Origin of the sequence: Methanoplanus limicola DSM 2279 (assembly GCF_000243255.1) — an archaeon.
Classification (GTDB): Archaea; Halobacteriota; Methanomicrobia; order Methanomicrobiales; family Methanomicrobiaceae; genus Methanoplanus; species Methanoplanus limicola.
Genome location: NZ_CM001436.1, coordinates 467,174 through 487,437, shown reverse-complemented (window position 1 = coordinate 487,437; position 20,264 = coordinate 467,174). Strand labels below are relative to the sequence as shown.

The 20,264-nt window shown below is 45.4% G+C and carries 21 protein-coding genes and 1 tRNA gene; 4 read left to right on the top strand and 18 right to left on the bottom strand.

Annotated features, from left to right (window positions below; translation table 11 throughout):
- Positions 1 to 426: 426 nt before the first annotated feature.
- The 6 genes from METLIM_RS02270 to cfbA all read right to left on the bottom strand — a co-directional run bounded on the left by METLIM_RS02270 (position 427) and on the right by cfbA (position 5,869).
- Positions 427 to 499 (bottom strand) — tRNA-Glu (locus tag METLIM_RS02270).
- A 266-nt stretch (positions 500 to 765) separates the two neighbouring features.
- Positions 766 to 1,635: a branched-chain-amino-acid transaminase gene (ilvE, locus tag METLIM_RS02265; RefSeq protein WP_004076248.1), complete on the bottom strand. Its 870-nt coding sequence runs from the start codon at positions 1,633 to 1,635 to the stop codon at positions 766 to 768.
- A gap of 149 nt (positions 1,636 to 1,784) precedes the next feature.
- Positions 1,785 to 3,161 carry a Ni-sirohydrochlorin a,c-diamide synthase gene (cfbB, locus tag METLIM_RS02260; protein ID WP_004076247.1) on the bottom strand — a complete coding sequence of 459 codons (1,377 nt, stop codon included), beginning with the start codon at positions 3,159 to 3,161 and terminating at the stop codon, positions 1,785 to 1,787.
- Between the two features lie 3 nt (positions 3,162 to 3,164).
- On the bottom strand, positions 3,165 to 4,235 hold the full coding sequence (gene cfbD, locus METLIM_RS02255; RefSeq protein WP_004076246.1) for a Ni-sirohydrochlorin a,c-diamide reductive cyclase catalytic subunit: 1,071 nt from the start codon (positions 4,233 to 4,235) through the stop codon (positions 3,165 to 3,167).
- Positions 4,236 to 4,241: 6 nt separating this feature from the next.
- Entirely contained in the window at positions 4,242 to 5,456 is a 1,215-nt protein-coding gene (gene cfbE / locus METLIM_RS02250) for a coenzyme F430 synthase (RefSeq protein ID WP_004076245.1), read from the bottom strand.
- Between the two features lie 8 nt (positions 5,457 to 5,464).
- Positions 5,465 to 5,869, bottom strand: coding sequence for a sirohydrochlorin nickelochelatase (cfbA, locus tag METLIM_RS02245; protein WP_004076244.1), 405 nt, complete (start codon positions 5,867 to 5,869; stop codon positions 5,465 to 5,467).
- Between the two features lie 327 nt (positions 5,870 to 6,196).
- Between cfbA and METLIM_RS02235 the strand changes: the two genes are divergently transcribed.
- Genes METLIM_RS02235 through METLIM_RS02225 form a run of 3 tightly spaced genes read left to right on the top strand, consistent with a single transcriptional unit; the run spans position 6,197 to position 8,911 of the window.
- Entirely contained in the window at positions 6,197 to 7,351 is a 1,155-nt protein-coding gene (locus METLIM_RS02235; protein WP_048145506.1) for a methanogenesis marker 9 domain-containing protein, read from the top strand.
- Positions 7,320 to 8,258, top strand: coding sequence for a triphosphoribosyl-dephospho-CoA synthase (locus tag METLIM_RS02230; protein ID WP_004076241.1), 939 nt, complete (start codon positions 7,320 to 7,322; stop codon positions 8,256 to 8,258). Before METLIM_RS02235 ends, METLIM_RS02230 begins: the two co-directional genes overlap by 32 nt.
- Complete coding sequence (locus METLIM_RS02225; RefSeq protein WP_004076239.1) at positions 8,234 to 8,911, top strand: DUF447 domain-containing protein; 678 nt, start codon at positions 8,234 to 8,236, stop codon at positions 8,909 to 8,911. Before METLIM_RS02230 ends, METLIM_RS02225 begins: the two co-directional genes overlap by 25 nt.
- A gap of 516 nt (positions 8,912 to 9,427) precedes the next feature.
- Here the strand turns inward: METLIM_RS02225 and METLIM_RS02220 are convergent.
- The 6 genes from METLIM_RS02220 to thiD all read right to left on the bottom strand — a co-directional run bounded on the left by METLIM_RS02220 (position 9,428) and on the right by thiD (position 13,532).
- A complete protein-coding gene (locus tag METLIM_RS02220; RefSeq protein WP_004076236.1) occupies positions 9,428 to 10,774 on the bottom strand; it encodes an IS4 family transposase in 1,347 nt (448 codons plus the stop codon).
- Positions 10,775 to 10,897: 123 nt separating this feature from the next.
- Complete coding sequence (locus tag METLIM_RS02215; protein ID WP_004076234.1) at positions 10,898 to 11,098, bottom strand: type IV pilin; 201 nt, start codon at positions 11,096 to 11,098, stop codon at positions 10,898 to 10,900.
- Positions 11,099 to 11,486: 388 nt separating this feature from the next.
- Positions 11,487 to 11,927, bottom strand: a complete 441-nt coding sequence (locus METLIM_RS02210; RefSeq protein WP_004076232.1) for a hypothetical protein — start codon at positions 11,925 to 11,927, stop codon at positions 11,487 to 11,489.
- A gap of 4 nt (positions 11,928 to 11,931) precedes the next feature.
- Positions 11,932 to 12,210: a hypothetical protein gene (locus METLIM_RS02205; protein ID WP_004076230.1), complete on the bottom strand. Its 279-nt coding sequence runs from the start codon at positions 12,208 to 12,210 to the stop codon at positions 11,932 to 11,934.
- Positions 12,200 to 12,667 (bottom strand): Lrp/AsnC family transcriptional regulator, encoded by a 468-nt coding sequence (locus tag METLIM_RS02200; protein ID WP_004076229.1) that lies wholly within the window; start codon positions 12,665 to 12,667, stop codon positions 12,200 to 12,202. Before METLIM_RS02200 ends, METLIM_RS02205 begins: the two co-directional genes overlap by 11 nt.
- Positions 12,668 to 12,722: 55 nt before the next feature.
- Positions 12,723 to 13,532, bottom strand: a complete 810-nt coding sequence (gene thiD, locus METLIM_RS02195) for a bifunctional hydroxymethylpyrimidine kinase/phosphomethylpyrimidine kinase (protein WP_004076227.1) — start codon at positions 13,530 to 13,532, stop codon at positions 12,723 to 12,725.
- A 64-nt stretch (positions 13,533 to 13,596) separates the two neighbouring features.
- On the opposite strand from thiD, the gene METLIM_RS02190 reads away from it, so the two are divergent.
- Positions 13,597 to 14,922, top strand: coding sequence for an AIR synthase-related protein (locus METLIM_RS02190; protein ID WP_004076225.1), 1,326 nt, complete (start codon positions 13,597 to 13,599; stop codon positions 14,920 to 14,922).
- 79 nt (positions 14,923 to 15,001) lie between these two features.
- Here the strand turns inward: METLIM_RS02190 and METLIM_RS02185 are convergent, their stop codons facing one another.
- The 6 genes from METLIM_RS02185 to coaBC form a co-directional block, all read right to left on the bottom strand.
- Complete coding sequence (locus METLIM_RS02185; RefSeq protein ID WP_004076223.1) at positions 15,002 to 15,691, bottom strand: hypothetical protein; 690 nt, start codon at positions 15,689 to 15,691, stop codon at positions 15,002 to 15,004.
- Between the two features lie 93 nt (positions 15,692 to 15,784).
- Positions 15,785 to 16,483 carry a class I SAM-dependent methyltransferase gene (locus METLIM_RS02180; RefSeq protein WP_342633012.1) on the bottom strand — a complete coding sequence of 233 codons (699 nt, stop codon included), beginning with the start codon at positions 16,481 to 16,483 and terminating at the stop codon, positions 15,785 to 15,787.
- Between the two features lie 5 nt (positions 16,484 to 16,488).
- On the bottom strand, positions 16,489 to 17,487 hold the full coding sequence (locus METLIM_RS02175; RefSeq protein ID WP_004076220.1) for an AAA family ATPase: 999 nt from the start codon (positions 17,485 to 17,487) through the stop codon (positions 16,489 to 16,491).
- Positions 17,474 to 18,205, bottom strand: coding sequence for a 4-phosphopantoate--beta-alanine ligase (locus METLIM_RS02170; protein ID WP_004076219.1), 732 nt, complete (start codon positions 18,203 to 18,205; stop codon positions 17,474 to 17,476). Before METLIM_RS02170 ends, METLIM_RS02175 begins: the two co-directional genes overlap by 14 nt.
- A gap of 33 nt (positions 18,206 to 18,238) precedes the next feature.
- A complete protein-coding gene (locus tag METLIM_RS02165; RefSeq protein ID WP_004076218.1) occupies positions 18,239 to 19,096 on the bottom strand; it encodes a pantoate kinase in 858 nt (285 codons plus the stop codon).
- A 17-nt stretch (positions 19,097 to 19,113) separates the two neighbouring features.
- Positions 19,114 to 20,256 (bottom strand): bifunctional phosphopantothenoylcysteine decarboxylase/phosphopantothenate--cysteine ligase CoaBC, encoded by a 1,143-nt coding sequence (gene coaBC, locus METLIM_RS02160; RefSeq protein ID WP_004076217.1) that lies wholly within the window; start codon positions 20,254 to 20,256, stop codon positions 19,114 to 19,116.
- Positions 20,257 to 20,264: the final 8 nt, after the last annotated feature.

The window sequence follows — 20,264 nt, the reverse complement described above, 5'->3', positions numbered from 1 at the left end:
GTTCAGACTTTAATTATTGTAATGTATCTTTTTCAGGCTGTTACTCTGTTATATGTGGGTGTATGATTCATCATTTGCATATTACAGAAAAAACCGTTCTGGTGTGGTAATGGCAGTATACTCTCTTATGTATATAATATGATTATGAATTCTATTCATTTCGTACAGAGCAGGGGCAGGGTGGAGGCCTCATGATGTTTTGCACTGATGATGCAGATATCAAAATTCCCTAATTTTAAAATGCCTGAATTGCTGTATTATCTGATTAAAATAGTGTTTTAGGATTTGAATTGGATGTGTGATCTATATGTAGTTATATTCTGTTGTATGGGTTATGGTATTTTTATGATATGCCTGTTTAAGCATGAACAAATGTTAAATCTGGTCTTATAAAAAGAGTGTGTCGGATTTGGACACGAGGTATTATGCTGCTATGGGGATTCGAACCCCAGTCGCCGGCGTGAAAGGCCGGCATGATTGGCCCCTACACTATAGCAGCAATGGTGCTCCGTTGAGTCATCAGCGTTGCCTTACTATCTACGCATGATGCAGATATATAGTTTTTGAAATCGTTCTGCTGTGATTTGCCCGTTTTCCGGTATGCAGCAGTGGCAGTTCAGTGGTCATTATTACCCGTTCATCCGGGTGACTGATCAGACAATTTCTGGTTTATTTGGCTTAATATTAAATTCAGTCTCCGGAATGAAATTATTCCAAAAATAAATCTCTAAAATATTTGGTGAGTCCGGAAACTCTTTAATCAGGTTACTGATAGATTTCTGTTCCTTCTTCTGAAGTTTTTGTCCTGAACGCGGCAACGAGCTGTGCAGCAACCGGGCCGGGTCTTCCTGAACCGATGCTTCTTCCGTCAATCTTTGTGACCGGAGCAATCTCTGCTGCTGATCCGGTGACGAGAACTTCATCGGCTGAATAGAGGTCAAAGTATCCGAGGTTCTGCTCTCTGACCGGAATGCCCATCTCACCTGCAATCTCAAGGAGAACAAGGCGCGTAATGCCTCTCAGGTTGTTCAGGGTGTGCGGAGTGAATATTGTGCCGTTCTTGACGACAAATATGTTGTCACCCGAACCTTCGGCTACGTATCCGTTTGTGTCAAAGAATATTGCCTCATCGCCGCCCTTGTAATTTGCCTCAATCTTTGCAAGGATGTTATTGAGATAGTTGAGACTCTTGACATTAGGCGGGAGCGCGTCTGCCGGATTTCTCCTGACCGAAACCGTGACCGCAGTAAGGCCTTTTTCATAGAGGTCCCCGTACATTGCCCCCCATCCGGTTGCGATGATAAATATCGTCGGCTTGTCACATTTGCGCGGATCAAGACCGAGATCGCCGACACCCCTTGTGACTACAAGCCTGATGTATGCGTCCTTAAGTTCATTTCTGCGTAATGTCTCAAGAGTTGCCTCTGCCATATCCTCTTTTGACATTCCTATGTTAAGGTCTATAGTTTTGGCTGAGTCGTAAAGCCTGTCAAGATGTTCACCAAGCCTGAAGACTCTCCCGTTATATGCCCTTATTCCTTCAAAGACACCGTCGCCGTAGAGAAGACCGTGATCAAAGACAGAGACCTTTGCCTCTTCCTTAGGTACAAATTCACCATTCAGGTATATAATCATAAAAATATCCTTTGGCGGTAGAAGGTAATATTTTTTTGATACGCACCGGAATTTTACGGTCTGCAAAAATAATATTGTCTGACCACGTATGGAGCTTCCTGCTCCATTTACGGCTGACAAAAATAGTATTTTCCGGGTTTAAATTACTTTTAATCCCGGAAATTTCTGCATGCTTTTACAAAACTGCTGATCTTATCATATGACGCAGCAGGATGCAGGTGTGTATATGATGCAAGGGTATTGTCCGCAAGAGCGCCGTCCCTGTTGCCTTTTATCCCCTTACCGCGGCTGAGAAGATATGAGTACTTTGTATCACTGTCAAGTGTGACATCGGTGTGGTGGAACTCGTGGCCCTTAAAGGGGCCATCTCCAAGCGGCCCTCCGGAAGAGACACCTTCAACATAGCTGACCACTCTTCCGACCGGCATTTCGGTTCTGCCTTTAAAGACCCCTGCCATTGAGTAGCTTTCATCCTCTTTAAGGTCGCTCCAGCCGGCTTTGAGAACAACCTTCTCAGTCAGGTAAATCAGCCCGCCGCATTCGGCATATATCGGTGTCCCGTTTGCAGAGACTTCCCTCACTGCCTCTCTCATGGCATAATTTCCCTCAAGCTCTCCGGCAAAGAGTTCCGGATACCCGCCGCCGAATATATAGCCCTCTGCATCAGGCAGCCGGTCATGAACCGGGCTGAAGAATACCGGCTCTGCATTTAGTCCTTTTAGTATGTCAAAGAGGTCGTTGTAGTAGAAATTGAACGCCTCGTCAAGAGCAATTCCTATTTTGATATCCGGAGATTTGCCCATCTCAAAGATTGTCTTCTCCGGCTTCTCAATATCTACATCGTTTGTAAGTGAGAGAAGTGCATCCATATCCACATGCTCTTCAACGATGTCAGTTACGGCCTTCAGTTTTTCAGTGAATTCATCCTTTGTTCTGCCTTCCATATACGGAATCAGGCCAAGGTGACGCATGGTAAGCTTCATCTCCTCCTTTCTGGGGATGGCACCTATAACCGGAATTCCGGTCGCGCTCTCAATTGCCTCCTTTGCCTTTCTGGTATGCTTCTCGCTTATCACCTGATTGAGAATTACACCTTTTATCCGGACTTTCGGGTCAAAAGCCATAAAGCCCATAACAATCGCCGCTGCACTTCTGGTAATGCTTCTGGCATCGATTACAAGAATTACATTGACATTGAGCATCTTGGCAATGCTTGCTGTTGAGCCTGTGTCAGCAAGGGACTCTGAGCCTTCGTACAGCCCCCTCACGCCTTCAATGACTGCGATGTCTGCGCCTTTGCAGGCATGCGTGAAACTGTCGCTGATCTCATCCGGATTCATCACAAAGCTGTCAAGGTTTCTGCACATCCTGCCCGTAACTCCGGTCAGGTACGACGGATCGATATAATCCATTGCAACCTTAAACGGCTGGACTTTGTATTCCCTTGCAAGTATTGCTGAGATGGCCAGGGTTATACTCGTCTTTCCGCTGCCTGATCTGTCTCCGGTTATCAGAATAGATCTCATTTTTCAGCTCCGCTTAAAGCTTCTTAAGACATCCCCGAACTCACCCGGTACAATATTCTTTACTCCGAGTGTCTTTGGGTGAAGGTCAATCTCTACAACGACATGCTCATGGCCGAAGTCCTTTAATGGTTCAACCTGCCTGGGTCCGTTTGTAACCGAAAAAAGTTCTATTCCTTTTAGATATTCCGGAGGTATAGCATGGGGCACACCGGCAATAAGGGCAAAGTCCGGCTTCAGCTTCCTTATTGCTTCCCCAAGGATATCCCCGTTTGCGCCGTACTCGTCAAGTGCGCCTTTCAGTACCGGAATAATACCTGCATCTTTTATTCCCTTAAGGACATTTTCAGCATCCTGCCTGACCTTTGGAAGTCCTCTCTCCTCAAGATTTACTATATAGGTTATATCTGCATCCGGGCAGACCTCATGCAGGGCTACAAGTTCATCGGCAAACATATAGGCGGTCTCCTTCTTGGCGTTCATGACTGCAACTCCCTTCTTTCCGGAGGTGGCAGTTTCCACAAGTCTCTCTGCAACGAGGTGCTTTAAGTCGCCCCTTGAGGGCTGCACATATTTCTTATATGCTGCGCCTCTCTCCTTTTCAACCCGGTTTGCCTCCTTTAAGACCCACTTCTGCCTCTCAAGTTCTTCAGCATCAATCCATCCGGCCTCTGCCGCCGGTTCAAGTGCCGCGATTACACCGTCTATATTCTCGCGGAATCCTGCATGTATGTCTATCGCTATTGCCGGGGTTTTTATCCCGGAATCCTCGATGGCGGCCTGCATGTCCTCGCCGATTATCATGGATACGCATGTGCCGACAACAGCTATTCTCTTCGGGGAAAACTCAGACTCTGCATATCTTAAGACATCTTCGAGAATGTTCTGTCCGCCGAATATGAATTCATTGTCTGCGAGCGAGGTGGTGAGCACCCGCAGTCCGTCCTCTTCCAGAAGTCTCGCGTGCTTAAATGAGCATCCGGACGGCCCATGCAGTATGGCAAGGTCAACTCCGAGATCCCTTACAGTGTAAAGCGCAGCAACTATTGAACTTGGTCTTGGCTGAATGTAATGCATATAATATCATCTCCATGTTTTTACAGAAAGGACAATTAAGCCATCATCTGTTATTTTTTCCGCAGTTTCTCTCCCGTCAGACAGTCCGGATGAGAGGGTTACATATCCTGTCAGCCCCTCTGCCTCCTCCTTCAGCCGCGCTGCCTCTCCGGCGAGAACGACCTTGTCAGCTCCCGACTGCCTGATGGCGTCCAGTATATCTTCAGCGGGAAAACCTTCGCATATATTATTCGCCTCAAGGCCTATAACAAGTGTCAGATTCTCTTTTGGGGAGACTTTTCTGGCATACCTGACAGCGTCCAGAGTTGTCTGCTTATTGACCCCGCTGTTGGAATTGTCTATAATTATGTTGCTGCCCCTTTTTCCGGATGACATCCTCCCTTCAAGCGCCAAAAAATCTTTCAGGCATGCAGGGTCTATTCCAAGAATGCAGGCTGTCGCTGCCGCTGTCTGAAGGGCTTTTTTATATCCGGAAATCTCAAGCAGCGGGTTTCTGAATGAGCCGTTTATTCCTTTGTAGCTATAGCGGCAGACCCCGTTTTTAACTTCGGTAATATCCTCTGAGTGATATGCGCCGGTGTTTCCGCCCGGATCTTCTCCCGGTGCGGTGATTACAGTCCCGGAATTCTTCATAGATCCCAGTTTTGCCTTAATGGCGCTCTTTTTTCCGGATGCTATCGGATAGTCCTCCTTTGATGTCAGAATGGCTATATCCCCTGCCCCTGTAACTCCGAGCGACTCTTCGGCTATCAGCCACAGACCGTTTTCATGGGCATACAGTGCTGCATCAATGACCGATGCAGGGGTTATGCTCTTCTTCCAGAGTGTTTTTCCGCCCGGAAATTCAACTGTTCCTTTTGATGTATGCAGGAGCAGTCTGTTGTTATGTGTTCTGAGTACATGGGCAAGTGCATGTGCGGTTGTTGTCTTTCCCTTTGCACCTGTAATCTCTATCATAAGTTCAGGCTTTTTATCTCCGATTATCATTGCGGCCGCCTGATGATGTGAGATAATTCTGCACTCTTTTTTCAGGAGAGGATATTCCGGGTCAAGATGAACAGGCGAGGCTGTCAGGTCATAGTTTTTTAATAGGGCACTGCCTTCTGAAATTCCGGATTTATGCCTGTAAACATCGACAGTGTCGGTGTTATGGCCCAAAGAAATGAGGCGGCGGGATATCTCATCTCCGCCGTGAATGGTGTCGAGCACCAGAATATTCATGTTAATAATTACAGGTAATTCTCTAATGCAAGGTTTGCACTCTCGATCATGAGATCTGCAAGCATCGGGTTGTCTCCGATTGGCTGGGCAAAGACGAGCGGGACTTCTCCTGCGTCTGTCTCAAATGTACCTTTGTGCCCGCCTTCTTCAATTCCGAGAATTTCAGGTATGTCTTTGTCTATGTGGATGCCTCTTGCGAGGAAGAGCGGTACAACAACAAGTGTGTCGATCTCTTCCTTTTTGAATTCTTCAAGCATCTCCTGAATTGTCGGGGAGCTGTTCTCCATAAATGCGGACTTTACGATATATCCGTCTTCTTTACCGGAGATTATTGCTGCTGTGCTCTCGATTAACTGTTTATTGTATGGCTTTTTGCTGCCATGGCCTACTAGTAAGAAACCTTTCTTAACCATATAATACTATGTACAACGATTTTATTAAAAATAATTACCGGTTCTGTTTTAAGTTCTCATATGAAAGAACTGAATTATTGATTGGGCCGTGGGTCCGGTTCCGGATATTATTGCGAGTTCTCTTTTGCATGGCTCTAATTGGGATATTTGAGCAGATTATGGGAGTTTTTCGGCCAGAAGTTATACTCCTTATTTTCTGCCAGGATGCGCATCTGCCGCTTTATGTTTTTTTCAGACGGCACTATTCTCTCCTGTGTGATGATTTCTGCATCTCTTTTGATCCTTATCCAAAGAGATTAGAAATACTATGACAAAAGTTAAGGGATAATGATGGATCCTTATGACCGGTATGAGCTGATGGTAAATGAGAGGGTTGTGAAGACGCCTGTTGCACTCTCCTCCATGGCCGGCATAGTCGATGCGGATTACTGCATTGAGAGAAAAGAGCATGTCGGCATGGCATTCATCGGCGGTTATTCTATTGATGAACCGACTATTAATGCAAGTGCAGTTCTTCTGGAGGAAGGCAGGAAGGAGTTTGTATATGACGATCCTGTTGCAGAACTGAAGGCACAGACTGATAAACTAAATGGTTCCGGTATAGTTCCGGGTGTAAACCTACGCGGTTCTTCACCGGAATCTTTTGTGCACATTGCTTCTGCACTGGGTAAGGATGTAATTTACGAGATAGATGCACACTGCCGGCAGGAGGCCATGATCAGTGCCTGTTCCGGTGAATACCTCCTCAATAATACAGATCAGTTATGTGATACAATAAGGGCGCTGAAAAGTCTCGGCGTTACGGTTTCTGTGAAGATAAGAGCCGGTGTAAATCCTGATGATTCAGAGCTTTCAAAGCTTATCTGGAAAGCCGGGGCCGATATAATCCATGTTGACCTGATGGATTTCGGCGTTGGTAAGCTGAAGCAGATAAGGAACAGCTGTCCGTTAATACTGATTGCCAATAATTCGATCAATGACTTTCCGGCTGCAAAGGATATGTTTCAGCATGGTGCTGACCTGATCTCACTTGCAAGGCGTGCGGATTCTGAGACGTTAAAAAATCTCGATAATGCCATTGCAAAGTATGCTGATGAGACGGGCTGGTACAATGCGCCTAAGCAGTTATGCCGCGGCGGGGATCTAAGGAGCCTGACATTCTGCTGTATGCCGGTTAAGCAGTGCCCTCTTCTTCCGGCACTGAAGAGAATCGGGATGACTGCCAGGGAGTATCATGACCTCAAACTTTCGCTTGTCAAAAACACTCCGCTTGAGGATGGGGATACTACGTGCTTTGGGAGCCTTGCATGGTGCTGCAAGAGTTCAACGCCCTGTATGTTCAGGGACATCTCGCTTAAGAAGGCGGGCATAAACCTTTTTGATTATATGGGCTACAAACACAGGCTCTCTGAGAAGATTATGAAGGAGATCTTTTCTGAGAGGGGATCTGATGATGACAGTAAGACGGACGGGAAGCTCTGACCGGAGCAGTACCCTTGCCGGCATGGCGCAGACTGCTATGATGCTTGAGGTCTGCGCCGAGGTCAAGCCGGGTAATGTTGACCGGAAGCATGACTATGACGACACCTGGCTTGAGCATTTTTTAGCATCGGCTATATTTGCCGGGCCTGTGTTTGATGAGGCTGAGGTCTGTGATCCGGATAAGGGAATTGGTGAGCTTATTTATGATGCTGTTTGGGCCACTAATTCGCATTCCGGCGGAAATACACATTTTGGTGCATTTATACTCTTAATTCCGCTGATAAAGGGCAGGGGCATTCCCGGAGCTTTTGAATGCGTGAAGCAGACAACGGTTGATGATGCGGTCTTCTTCTATAAGGCATTCGGGCTTACAGCTGTCCGCATGAATGAGTCTGATGATGAGATCGATGTCAATGATCCTGAGTCCATCCGGCAGCTTCGTGAGAAGGGTATGACGCTGTATGATGTCATGGAGTACTCTTCTGTCTGTGATATGGTTGCCGGAGAATGGATCAACGGGTTTTCACTCACCAGGAAAGCGGCGGACCTGATAAAAGAGTTCGGGCATGGGCGTGCTGCAATAGGGCCGGCATTTCTTGAGCTTTTAGCCACCGAAAATGACACTTTTGTTGCAAAGAAGCACGGGGCTGAGGTTGCCGATCAGACGAGGGAGATGGCTGCCGGGGTTCTCTCCGGTCTCAGGGCCAAAACTGCATCCTTAAGTGATTCAGGGAATATAAATGCAGATAAATCCGTGAGTGTGAATGATGTATTAAGCCCTGAGGACTTTGACATATACTGCCTTGATAAAGGTATCAATCCGGGTTCTGTTGCTGATATTGTCATTGCCGGAATTTTTGTCGCTCTTATGGAGGGCTGGAGATGGGACTGCTCTGCGGCGGAATAAACGAGATTATTGCAACGACAGTTTCACGCAGGGAACCATCTGCACATAAGTCCGGTGCCGGACTGCCGGAGCGTGAGTTCAATGCTGCGCCTATTGGGATTATCAACCGCGATAATCCGGAAAAACCTGAAAAACCTGAAAAACCTGACAGTCTGAAGATGGTGCTCTTCCACGGCACACATACGGCTGAAAACATTGCCCGTGAAGGTATTGTTGTCGCAAATTTCATATATGACCCGGTCATCTATGTAAAAACCGCTTTTGGGGATATTGATGACTCTTTTTTTGCGGGAGGTAAATGCAGATATAGATCTCTTCACAGCGGTGAAGAGAAGGATACAGATTTCTGCTATCTCAAAAATGCCGAGGCATGGATACTCTTCTCAGCAGAGGTTGAGCGTGACACCGGTGAGGCACTGATTGTAAACCTTACACCGATAAGGGAACAGACCGGAAGCATCCGGATACATCCTGTAAACCGCGGTTTTTCATCTATAATTGAAGCAACGGTTCATGGAACGAGATATGTAATGAACAGGGATCCACACCTCTTAGAGCTCATAAACCACCATGCATCACTTGTCAGGAAATGCGGCGGCAGAAGAGAACTTGAGGCTCTTGAGATTCTAATTAATTATATTAATTTAATCTAAAAAAAGGAATTTAGGTTGATTTTCCAATAACCTGTTTGGTTCCATCGTTAAATGTTCCGGTAAATATTATTTCTCCACCTGATTTTAATTTCTCAGAGCTGGCAGAATCACCAACTGTTATGGATCCTGCACTTCCTGTACCTAATATTGGTGCTGTAGTATTTCCACCTTGGCTTGCATTGATATATGTTAATTTACTAACATCACTACCTGAGAAAACTGTGACCCCATATAAGTCAGTTTAAGGGATCTGGACTGAAAAATTGCATACATTTTTGAGTGTACGTATTAATTAGTAATATTTTCCGATTAAATTAACAGGATTTAGAAATTCTAAAAGAAGATACTTCGCGCAGATTAGGAAATAAGAGGTAAAATGTTGCTATCTCAAGCCATTTTCTAAGCTGTATTATGTCAAATGTAAAATAATGGCATATTAAACGTATTTTTAGAATTTTTGAATACAGCTATCGCTAAGGCTAACGACTCAAATATTGTTGGATTGACTTCTACTCTTTAAAAGCCAACATATTTGAGTGAAATTCGGTCGTATCCTTTATGTCGGCTACATGCAAGTCGCCGCAATGAATCTTCCAATTTTTTCCATCTTTCACCAACACTCTCTTTTCCAAAGATACTCTGATCAATGATACTCAGGAACTCGTGAGCTTTCTCTGCAAAAACTTTAGACCATAACAATGGACCATAACGAGGTTTTTCATCTTCATCAAGTGATGCTACCATTTTTTTGTACAGATTTCTGCTCAAAACAAGCCTTATTAACATAGAATAGACATGGATCAGAGCAAGCGGTTCCCTGGCTAAAAGAAATTTCCCAAGATCATAGTCACTTTTCATCTCCTTGAATAACAGCTCAATTATCCATCGATACCGATATAGCTGATAAATCTCGTCCTTTTTGTAAGCATCACCAGGTAAGTTTGTTACATAATTATGCCAAATCTTGTCATTTTCATCCCAGAAACAGACGACTCTGAAATCTGCATTAATTCTTTTTTTGCCCCATGGTTTTTCTTTATCTCTTCCAGTAAAGGTGCATATTAGCTCAATTTCATCGCTTTTTGGAACTTTCTCAAGAAAGTCTCCTAAATTCATTCCTTTTTCAAAAATACTATCAAAAATCTTAGATTCTGATACAATTTCTTTTAATTTTGGTTTGGCTGAATTCTTGACCCGACTAACAAAAAATCCTCCTCTTTCATTGATGTTTGCCAAAACATAATGCGAATAATAGCCTAAATCAAAAAGGAAAAGAACGTCTTTTATGTTCCCATCAATCCTGATTTTCTTGTAGTCATGCGTTTTTTCATCAGTAATTTCAAATGATTTAAGTGAATGTGATACAGCACTATATACTGCATGAATTTTCAATCCCGCAGCTTCACTACGTGATCTTGCCGGTGGAAATTCCTCTGCAAGTTTTTTGCTCAATCGAACGATGCTGCTGTCCTGTATCAAGATATCTTTCAGGATCCCAACCGGACCCTTTAATCTTGCAGGTGAATCTGCAAAGGTTATATTGATATAGTGATCCAGCATCGCTCGTAAGAAAAGAGCCATATTACTGTCAAAACGATTGTGAAAACTCTGATATCTAATCTCTTTTGTCCCTGCAGATTTCCCACCCAGGTCTTGATAGTCACGATGAATTTCTTCAAGTGTAGGTTTACAGTGACTACTGATTCCAAAAATAAGGACGTATAAGAGATATGTCGGATCTAATTTCCTCATTCTCTTAATAAATCCATTACTGCGTGCCTTTTCCATAATAACTTCAGGAGGGAGTAATTTCTCCTGCCAATTCCTCAGGGAATTGTTATCATCTTTTTGCTGATGATTCATATTTCCAGGTTCCGCGAAGCGGCGCGCGAAAGTATATAAAGGTTCCGATCTGTTGTGGGGTGTGGGATTATTGGGGAGTAATACTCAAAAATGAAATATTGATGACTTCACGCTAAAAGTGACTTATATGACTGTGACCCATACATAGCCTGTTCCATTAGTGCTTGTTGTCAACTGCACATCCTTCTGTGCACCGCTCTCTAAATCTCCGGCGAGGCCGAAGACAAATACTGCAATTACTGCCGCCAGAATGACGGTAATTGCGACCATGAGGATAACACCGATAACCGGTGATACTGCCTCTTCATCTTTCATAAATCTCATAATGTTCACCTCACATCCTGCCACGGACAAAAATCCGGACAGAACAATTTCCCGGAGATATCGACAGTCTGTAAATTAAAAAACTCTCGGACATCTCCGGCAAACATGCATGAATCACCGATCCAATGCCTGTTTTAACAAATAGTTATCCTATGACTTAACATATATATGTTTTGTCAAATTTGCGGACTTAGGCGAAGAATGGAAATATTCTTTCTTTGTGTGTGGAATATTCATCTTTGTGTTTGGTTATGAAATATTATTTCAATTTATTTGATTAGAGATATTTTATTTTAAAATATATGTGTGTTTATGTGTTGGTTCCGCTTTATCTATATCTGTATCTCTGTGTGCACGCATGTCTGCGTGTGTGCAGATCTGTGTATTTTTAGATGTCTTTTGGGTATATCCTGATGGATTTACTGTCATTCTCAATTCTGCCGGGGGCAAGTGCCGCTGCAAAACCGGTGATATATGCAATATTCAGTTTAGGGTTCTGAATGGAAGATGATATAATATTCTTCTCATCAAGGGCAATCTCTATCACAAAATCCCTTCCGCTCCCTCCTGACTCGTACATTATTCCGGATGCGATTAAAAGACCTTCAATAACAGTTTCAGGGTCCATACTCGTGCTCATGCGTTCATGAACACTTTTCCCGTCCCTCCTGCCTATATCAACTACTATTTTCTCAATCTTCTGAGCGGTCTCCTCATCCGAATCCTCAATCAGCCGGTTTAAAACCTCTTCAGATATATTGTGCGGCTTTAAATCCCTCGATAATTTGATTAACTGCCAGTCCCGCGCAAATGAACCGGTTTTAGCCATATATCTAACCTCTCAGGATGGAATATATCATTGTACAGATTCCGATGATCACAAGCAGGCGTGAAAATATCTCAGACCAGAATATCCAGAATAAATCCTTAGCCAGAAGCGTAGTAACATCAGTCAGGATAATTCCCATCACAAGCATAAACAGACCGTACATCAGAAGCAGAAGGCTCTGCTGTCTGACAGCCTTATACGCATCGTAAAGATATATTATCAGAGCCGCACCCAGAATCAGTGTTATAAGGGCAAGTATTTGGTTTAAAATTTCAATTTCCATGCAGATCGTACTCCTCAATATTCCAGAACTGTTCTTTAACCTTCTTAACCGTTAAAATGGGCTTTACATCCCTCACACCCGGAAGTTCACTAAGCGGAATTAAAACATCTTTTTTCAGCTGTGCAATCTCATGCACCCTTACTTTTGCAAGAAAATCGCTCGGTTCAAGCGTCTCATAAACCTCAAGCACATGGTCCATCCTGACCAGAAAATGCTCCACCTCCGGTTTTTCTATAGGGTTTACTGATATCGATAAGAAAACAATTATGGAATGCCTGAAAAATTCCGGATTTACTACAATTGTAAATCTCTGTATAATTCCACTTGATTTTAACTTCTCAATCCTTTTAAAGACCGTTGACGGAGCAATACTGAGCTTTTTGCCAAGGTCAGCCATGGAGGTTCTTCCGTCCTTTGCAAGTTCACTCAGAATTGCGTTATCTACATTATCCAGCATTTAAATCCTTTTGCTTAAATTATTCCTTCAGAGTTTAAATATTATTGTTCCTTATTCAGCATTTATCCGTGTTGGTGTGCAGTTTTGGATTAATTACAGTTCTCCCTGATACTGACCTGAAAGGTTCAGATATGGCACAATTGACGAAATCCCTGGCTGACCTGCATGCAGCAGACAGCTCCATACCCCTGGCCATGTAAGCCGCAATTGCGGAAGAGAGGCAGCAGCCCGTCCCGTGGAAATCACCAGGCAGCCTTGGGGCTGAGAACTCAGTAACCCTCTCCCTCTCAACCAGAATGTCGGTTGAAACATCCCCTTTCAGATGCCCGCCTTTGATGAGCACCGCCCCTGCGCCCAGATCAAGGATAAGCTCTCCGGCGTGAACCATATCGTTTATCCCGGAAATCTCATCAATGCCTGAAAGAACAGCCGCCTCGGGGATATTTGGTGTTACAAGCGCAGATTTCGGAATAAGTACCTCAATAAGCGCCATCACCGCATCTTCCCCGATAAGCCGCGAGCCGCCTGTCGATACCATAACCGGATCTATAATCAGGGGCACACCCCCTGAAACATTATCAGAAACCGCTTCTATTATCCCGCTGTCCGGAAGCATCCCGGTCTTATATGCTCTTACCGGAAAATCATCCCTTACTGCCCGGATCTGCATCCCTACGGCCTCTGCGGGCATGCTCCAGACTCCTGTAACCTCCCGGCTGTTCTGGGCCGTCACCGCCGTTACAACCGTGCAGCCCCACACCCCGAGGGATAAAAATGTCTTAAGATCTGCCTGAATGCCTGCGCCTCCGCCGGAGTCCGACCCTGCAATTGAGCATGCGGCAGGGATTTCGTCATAATTATTCATATCCAAACTCTCTCTGCTGTATTATCTGTGACCATTTATTATGCTATGCTGAAAAAACACTACTATGGACGTTGAGCATTTCGCCCGGAAAGAACTCTCAGAAGGGGCGGATGAGAATACAATAATCGAAAATCTTTCAGCACATATACTGAAATTCAAGTCATGCTCAGATGAATATGCACGTAATTTTGCCAGAGCAGTAATCACCGAGGCAAAGAATTCCTCCGGACTGAAAGGTGATCTCTTTGAATATTACCGCTCCGGTGTCGGGATGGGCGAATTTGGTGTTGGGTCAAGGGGCGAAGGGGACTTCTTTGCCCACAGGCAGCTCCCGAAGATCATCGGAAATTCAGGTGCAGAGGTCGGTGTTGACGAGATGGACGATGCAGGTGTTGTAACCGCCGGCGGAAAGTATATCATCAGCACAGTTGACGGGATGCACTCCAGGCTCTCCGATTTTCCTTTCCTTGCGGGATTTCACGTAACAAGGGCGACACTGCGTGACGTCTATGTGATGGGCGCAAAACCGGTTGCGATGATATCCGACATTCACGTAGCAGATGACGGGGATGTCTCAAAGATCTTTGACTACACGGCCGGAATTTCGGTTGTGAGCGAGATGATGAATATCCCCCTCGTAAGCGGCTCAACACTCAGAATCGGCGGCGACATGGTGCTTGGAGACAGAATGACCGGCTGTGTGGGTGCTGTCGGGGTCTCTGATCATCTCACTGCAAGATCATCCACCGTTCCGGGTGATGTCCTTCTCATGACCGAGGGTGCAGGCGGAGGGACAATTGCAACCGCTGCAATTTATTCAGGATTTCCTGAGGTAGTTGAAAAGACCATCAATCTCTCCTTCTTAAAGGCATGTGAGGCCCTCCTTAAGAGTGACGTCCTCTCTGAAATTCATTCAATGACCGACGTTACAAACGGCGGCCTTAGGGGTGATGTATATGAGATGGCAGAGACAGCCCGGTGCAGAATCGTTATCGAGGAGAGCAATCTGAGGGACCTCGTTGACCCGACTGTCCTTAAAATGCTTGACGCCCTTGATATCGACTATCTCGGTGTATCCCTTGACGCCCTTTTGGTGGTTGCACCGCCTGAGGCTGCTGATGAGATTATTTCGACTGTGCAGGCAACCGGTGTGAAGATGAGAAGGATTGGCTATGCGACTGAAGGGCCATCAGACTCTAAGATAATTCTCAATGGTGAGATGAAGGATTTCGTACCGGAATTCAGGGAATCGGCATACACTCCGCTCAAAAAAGCCGTTGACAAAATTCCGGGCGACAGAGACGACATGAAAAAGCGTGTCGAAAAGGCGGCAGATGAAGCCGTAGAGAAGAAAATGAGAGTAATCTCGAAATTAAAAGAGCGTTACTGATAATACTGTATCTGATGTTGAAATCCGGGAGAACTGGTGAAACTCCCGGGAAAAAATTCAGGGATGACTGCTGCGCCTGTCAGCACATATCATCATCAAGCCCACCTTCATATCCACACACTCCACAGCGCGGTGAGTTCACAACCGGAAGCTGCATACCTTCATCACATTCGTGATCTTCATAGCACTCGTCGCAGAAGAGATATTCGTCTGAGCCGTCATACATGCACTCCAGGCAGATTATCGTTGCCTCTTTGCCGCAGACTGAGCAGACTGCCTCAGGCATCTTATTCCTTGCGACAATCTCCACATCATATCCCTTTTTTGTGCTGTACGGGAGTTTTGATATTACCTTAAAGTCCAGATATGTTGAACTTCCATAGTCATAGATGTGCTCTCCGGTCAGATTTTCACAGAATATCTTATCAACCCTGATGTCCATCCCCTTAGCGTCTTCATGGTATGATCCTTCCGGGTTTGATTCATATTCCCTTCCGGCTATTGTGAAAGATGAGAGGTGACCGCAGCATTCAAGCCAGACATCCCTTAATTTTCTGTCTACATCCTCCAGGGTTGCCTTTTTATCCACAAGGAGATAGATCCAGAACTCCGGCATGCCACTTCCGTTAAATAATACGAGCCATGACTGAGGTGTTTTCTCTTCGGCTCTCTCTTCTTTCAGCGCCCTTAATATCTCAGTTTTGGCTTTTCTCTTTGTTGTGTCATTCTTTGAGATTAGGCACCTTCCGGGGTAGGTTTTTGAAGCCATTAAAAATAGTTTACTGCTGCCATATATTTAATTATGACAGTCACAGATGGCTTATGCAGCCCGGAATATATCAACTGTAAAACTGCCCGGATACTATTGTTTTACACCGGAAGCACATATATTGAATGCGAGGTATGGCATCTTCTCCTCGACAAAAGGCTCAAGTTTCTTTGTGAATGAATAGAGGGTCGGTTTTAAGTCCACATGGGCGAAGGACTTTCGCTCAACCTTTATATCCGAAAATCCGATCTTCTCAAAAAGCGCCGTAAGCTCCTCCTCGCGGTAGTAATGCTCACCAAAGTATGCCATCCCGACCCTTTTTATCTTTAACTTCTCACCGATTCTGTATGCAACCGGCACCATTGTGGTGAAGACATTCTTCCCGAGTGTGCATATGGAGATTGAACCTCCGGGCTTTAGGATTCGGAATGACTCCTCAAGCATATCCTCCGGGTTCTGAAGATATGAGAAAGCAAGAAGGCTTGTAACAGCATCAAAACTTTCATCCCTGAAAGGCAGAACTTCTGCATTTCCGGTCATGAAATCAGCACTGCATTTTTCACTTCCCTTTATAACCATTCCCCTGCTTATGTCAAGCCCGACTGCCTCGCCGCCAAGGGCAATATACCTCCTCATGAATAATCCGGTGCCGCATCCGAGGTCCAGGAGTTTTCCTCCTTTTGGGATATTGGGCATTATATTTTCACATATATGGTTGTAATAGATCTGCCCCTGTGACTGGTCGTAGTGGTTGTCATAGACAGTTGCCACGCTGTCGTAATGTTCGGACACCTTCTTCAATTGAAAACCTCTGATATAATATTTGATATTAGTGCATTTATCTGGAGATATTCGTTCCCGGCCTCTGTCAGGCTGTAATCCGCATCTCCGAGTATAAGCGCAATTCTTGGATCGTTGTATTCCCTTCTGGCAGTTTTGGAGATCTCGTTTATGACTTCCCCCGCCGAGAGTCCGTATTCGATCATCATCATCTCTGCCGTCTGTTTTGACTTTGCAAAATCTGCTGCCTTTATTGACATAAAAAGTGCGGCTGATAACGATGAGATCTCAGACCTTGACAGTTCAATTATGTCTGCTTCATCACTTTTTGCTGCTGTTATCTGGAGGTATGTTATTGCCTTGCGGCAGTCCCCTTTTGAAAACTCTGCAATCAGGTCAAGGTCGTCATCCGGAATTTTATCTCCGGAAATCTCTTCTTTCTTCATTATCTCTTTCATTATCCTAACGACAGTCTCATTTGGGAGTGGTTTGAAGAAGAGGGGCAGGCAGCGGGAGTATATTGCCGGAATTATAGTGGAAGAACGCCTTGTCAGAAGAATGAATCTGCATGTACGGCTGTATTTCTCCATAATCCTTCTGAGTGCCGCCTGTGCGGCGAAGGGGAGCATATCGGCCTCTTCAAAAGCAAGGATCTTAAAATCGGCCTCAAAGGGCCTCATGGAGGCATACCACTTGACGATATGCTTAAAATTATTTATTAAGCTGTCTTCCTTCTTATACAGGTGGGAGAATCTCTCTTCATTTTCAAGCCAGGTTTTCCCCTGTGTGAAGAGTATTCCTGCCTGGATTACACTCAGGTTCTCATCTGAGTAGTCACCATAGATCTCTTTTGCAAGAGACTGCACAGCGCAGGTTTTTCCTGTACCATGCGGACCGAAGAGCAGCATATGTGGTATATTTTTACTCCTGCCAAATCCCTCAATATGGCTTATTACTTCTTCCTGGCCATATATATCTTCAAATTTTTCGGGCCTGTATTTTTCAATCCAGAGCATTGGACAGATTCTCCACTATATCTTTTACCGCCGACTCCAAAAAATATCTGTTGTTATAACCTGCTACAAGCTGCTCAGCCTCATCATCGCTGAGGGTTTTGCAGAATTCTGTCATATTTGCAAGTGCCCTTGACAGTTCATCAATGATTGGGAGGGATGAAGTCTTTGCTGTCCTTGAGAGCGGATTTAAGTCTATTGCTATCACAGTTTTGCCCATATTCACAAGTGCTTCACATCTGTCACCGTCTTCGAGCGGGACAAGTATGACATCACAGCTGTAAATTCCGTCCCTGAGGCATAATGCCCTGTCATGCGAGAGCGGCAGGAGCCTCTCAAACTCTCCTTTCAAAACATCAGCCCCGGCATCTTCGAGAAGCTCTGTTATCATCCGGACTCTCTCTTCAGTTCTGTGAAAGAGGTTAACCTCGACTGCTGCACCGGAGGCTCTCTGAAGTTCTGCTATCTCTTCTGCTGCAAGGGCAGCAGTGTTGCCGTTGACTGACATTACAGGATTTTTGGCCTTGAGAAAGAGTGCCGCCGCCGTTTTTTCTGCAAGGAGTGCTGAATCTGTCGTCTTTTCACCGATTAGGTAGTCAAAAGCCTCCCCCCTTCCGTGTGCCCCGACACCTTCCATTGCAACTATGCCTTTAAGTGCGGCATCTGCTATTCTTTCCCTTCTTATTAGTGACTTATATCTCGGATGATCTTTGGGTATCATTACTAATCTTTTCCGTTTTTTAAGTTCCGGTTATCATTTGGACTGCAAAAGGGAATAACCTGATTCTGATATCTTCATGGTGTACACCTCACCAAAAGAGGAGAGAATCTCCTTTGCTGAATTTCCGTATGCGAAGACCCCGTTGCCAAGCATAGTCATTGATGCAGGCACCGATTCGCTCTCACACGCCCTGATAATCTCTTCTGCATCCTTCGTTAGAATCCCGGATTTAAAGGCAAACTGTTTTGACATCCGGAAAAATTCCTCAATGCTTTCCGGGCATCCGGACGGGAACGCTCCTTTTGCTCTCTTTAGAATCTGCGGATTTTTAATAATTTCTCCGGTGGGGATCGGGCCTGAACTTACAGCGGCAATCTCTTCTCCTGCATCATAGTTTCTGATGATCTCGCCGTCTAAGCCAGGTGTCTTCCTGCATATGTATCCCCCGCCTGTGCATGCCGGAACATCGCCAAGGCCGGATGATGAGTAAACTTCTGCTTCGTATGCAAATGCTTCTATCTTTTCTCTGGAATATCCGCATTCAAAACAGTCGTCTGCGGCTGAAACTGTCGCCAACAGGGCAGCTGCACTGAGGCCGAACCCTGATCCAAGCGGCAGCCTGCATTCAGTCTGTACGCGGGCGGTGACATTCATCCTGCTGAGAGCGTATTCTATAGGAGGGGACCCGATAATTTTTGTAAGGATTTCACCGCTTCTTCCCCTTCTTATGATCTCAACAGATGTCTTATCAGAATACGAAACAGTGGAGGTTACACCTTCGGTGATGACTATGCCTCCTCCTATACTGCCTTTATCGCCGTTTTTGCAGGTTTTCGGGCAGAAATAACCTGATATGTGGCCCGGAGAGAATGCCCTGGATATTTTGGTCATATGTCAGATTTCCGGGGCTAAAGGACTGCCTTCCACAGCTCCTTTGCTATCTCCTCTTTTGGCCCCTCTGCATCTGTTATGCCGTCTTCTGTAACAAATCTGTATCTGCCGGAGGCACTTCCCATCACATCCGGAGTATTGACTGCGACCATGAACACGCCTTTTTTAACCATCTCTTTTGCTTTCTCTTCTTCGTCACTGCCGAGTTTGAAGGCTATAATTTTTGCATCCGGATTTCTGCCCTTAAGTTTAAGCATTTTGTCGAGGATTTTTGGCTTTGGGAGCAGTTTTACTGTTACACCTTCACCTGACGGAATTTTCCCGCCGTAAATTTCCGGTGCGAAATCCGAGATTGCAGCGGCACTTATGTAGTAGTCCGGAAATTCATCTTCTGCATAATCTATGACTGCCTCTCTCATGGAGTCGGAATCTGTCGTTTTTATGTTATTTATGAGCGGGATTTCAGCATTTTTATGGGCAATTGTGACCTCTGCACCGAGCCTGTATGCCTCAAGCGCAATCTCTCTTCCCATTGCACCGCTTGCTCCTGTAGTCAGGACTCTGACATCATCGAGCGGTTCTGCGCATGCACCTGAGGTTACAAGCACTCTCTTTCCGGCGAGCGGCATCCCGCTGCATGCCCTCTCAGCTTCAAGGATTATGTCTTCGTTTGAGGCCTGCTTTGCCTTGTTCTCTTCAAGTTTTGGTTCTGCAAAGGATATGCCCCAGCTCTTCAGTTTTTCTATTGAATCCTTAACTGCCGGATGCCTGTACATGCTCTCATGCATTGCCGGGACAATCACAACCGGCATTCCCCTCCCGATAGCTGTTGTTGCAAATGTCGTGACCGGAGTGTCGTCTATGCCGCCGGCTATCTTGCAGATTGTGTTGGCGGTTGCAGGGGCTATGAGCAGGAGGTCGGCACTTCCGCCTATTCCGCAGTACTTCACATGCTCAATAAGTCCGGTTATCTCGGTGATTGCCGGATAATCGCATGCATATGTCACTGCATCGGGGTGTACAATGCCGCATGCTGCCCTGCTCATGACAGCCCTGACCTCCGCACCTCTCCGTCTCAGTGCCCTTGCAAGTTTTATATCCTCAACTGCTGCAATGCTTCCGGTAATTCCGAGAATTACTGTTTTTCCCTTCAGTGTCATAATATCTC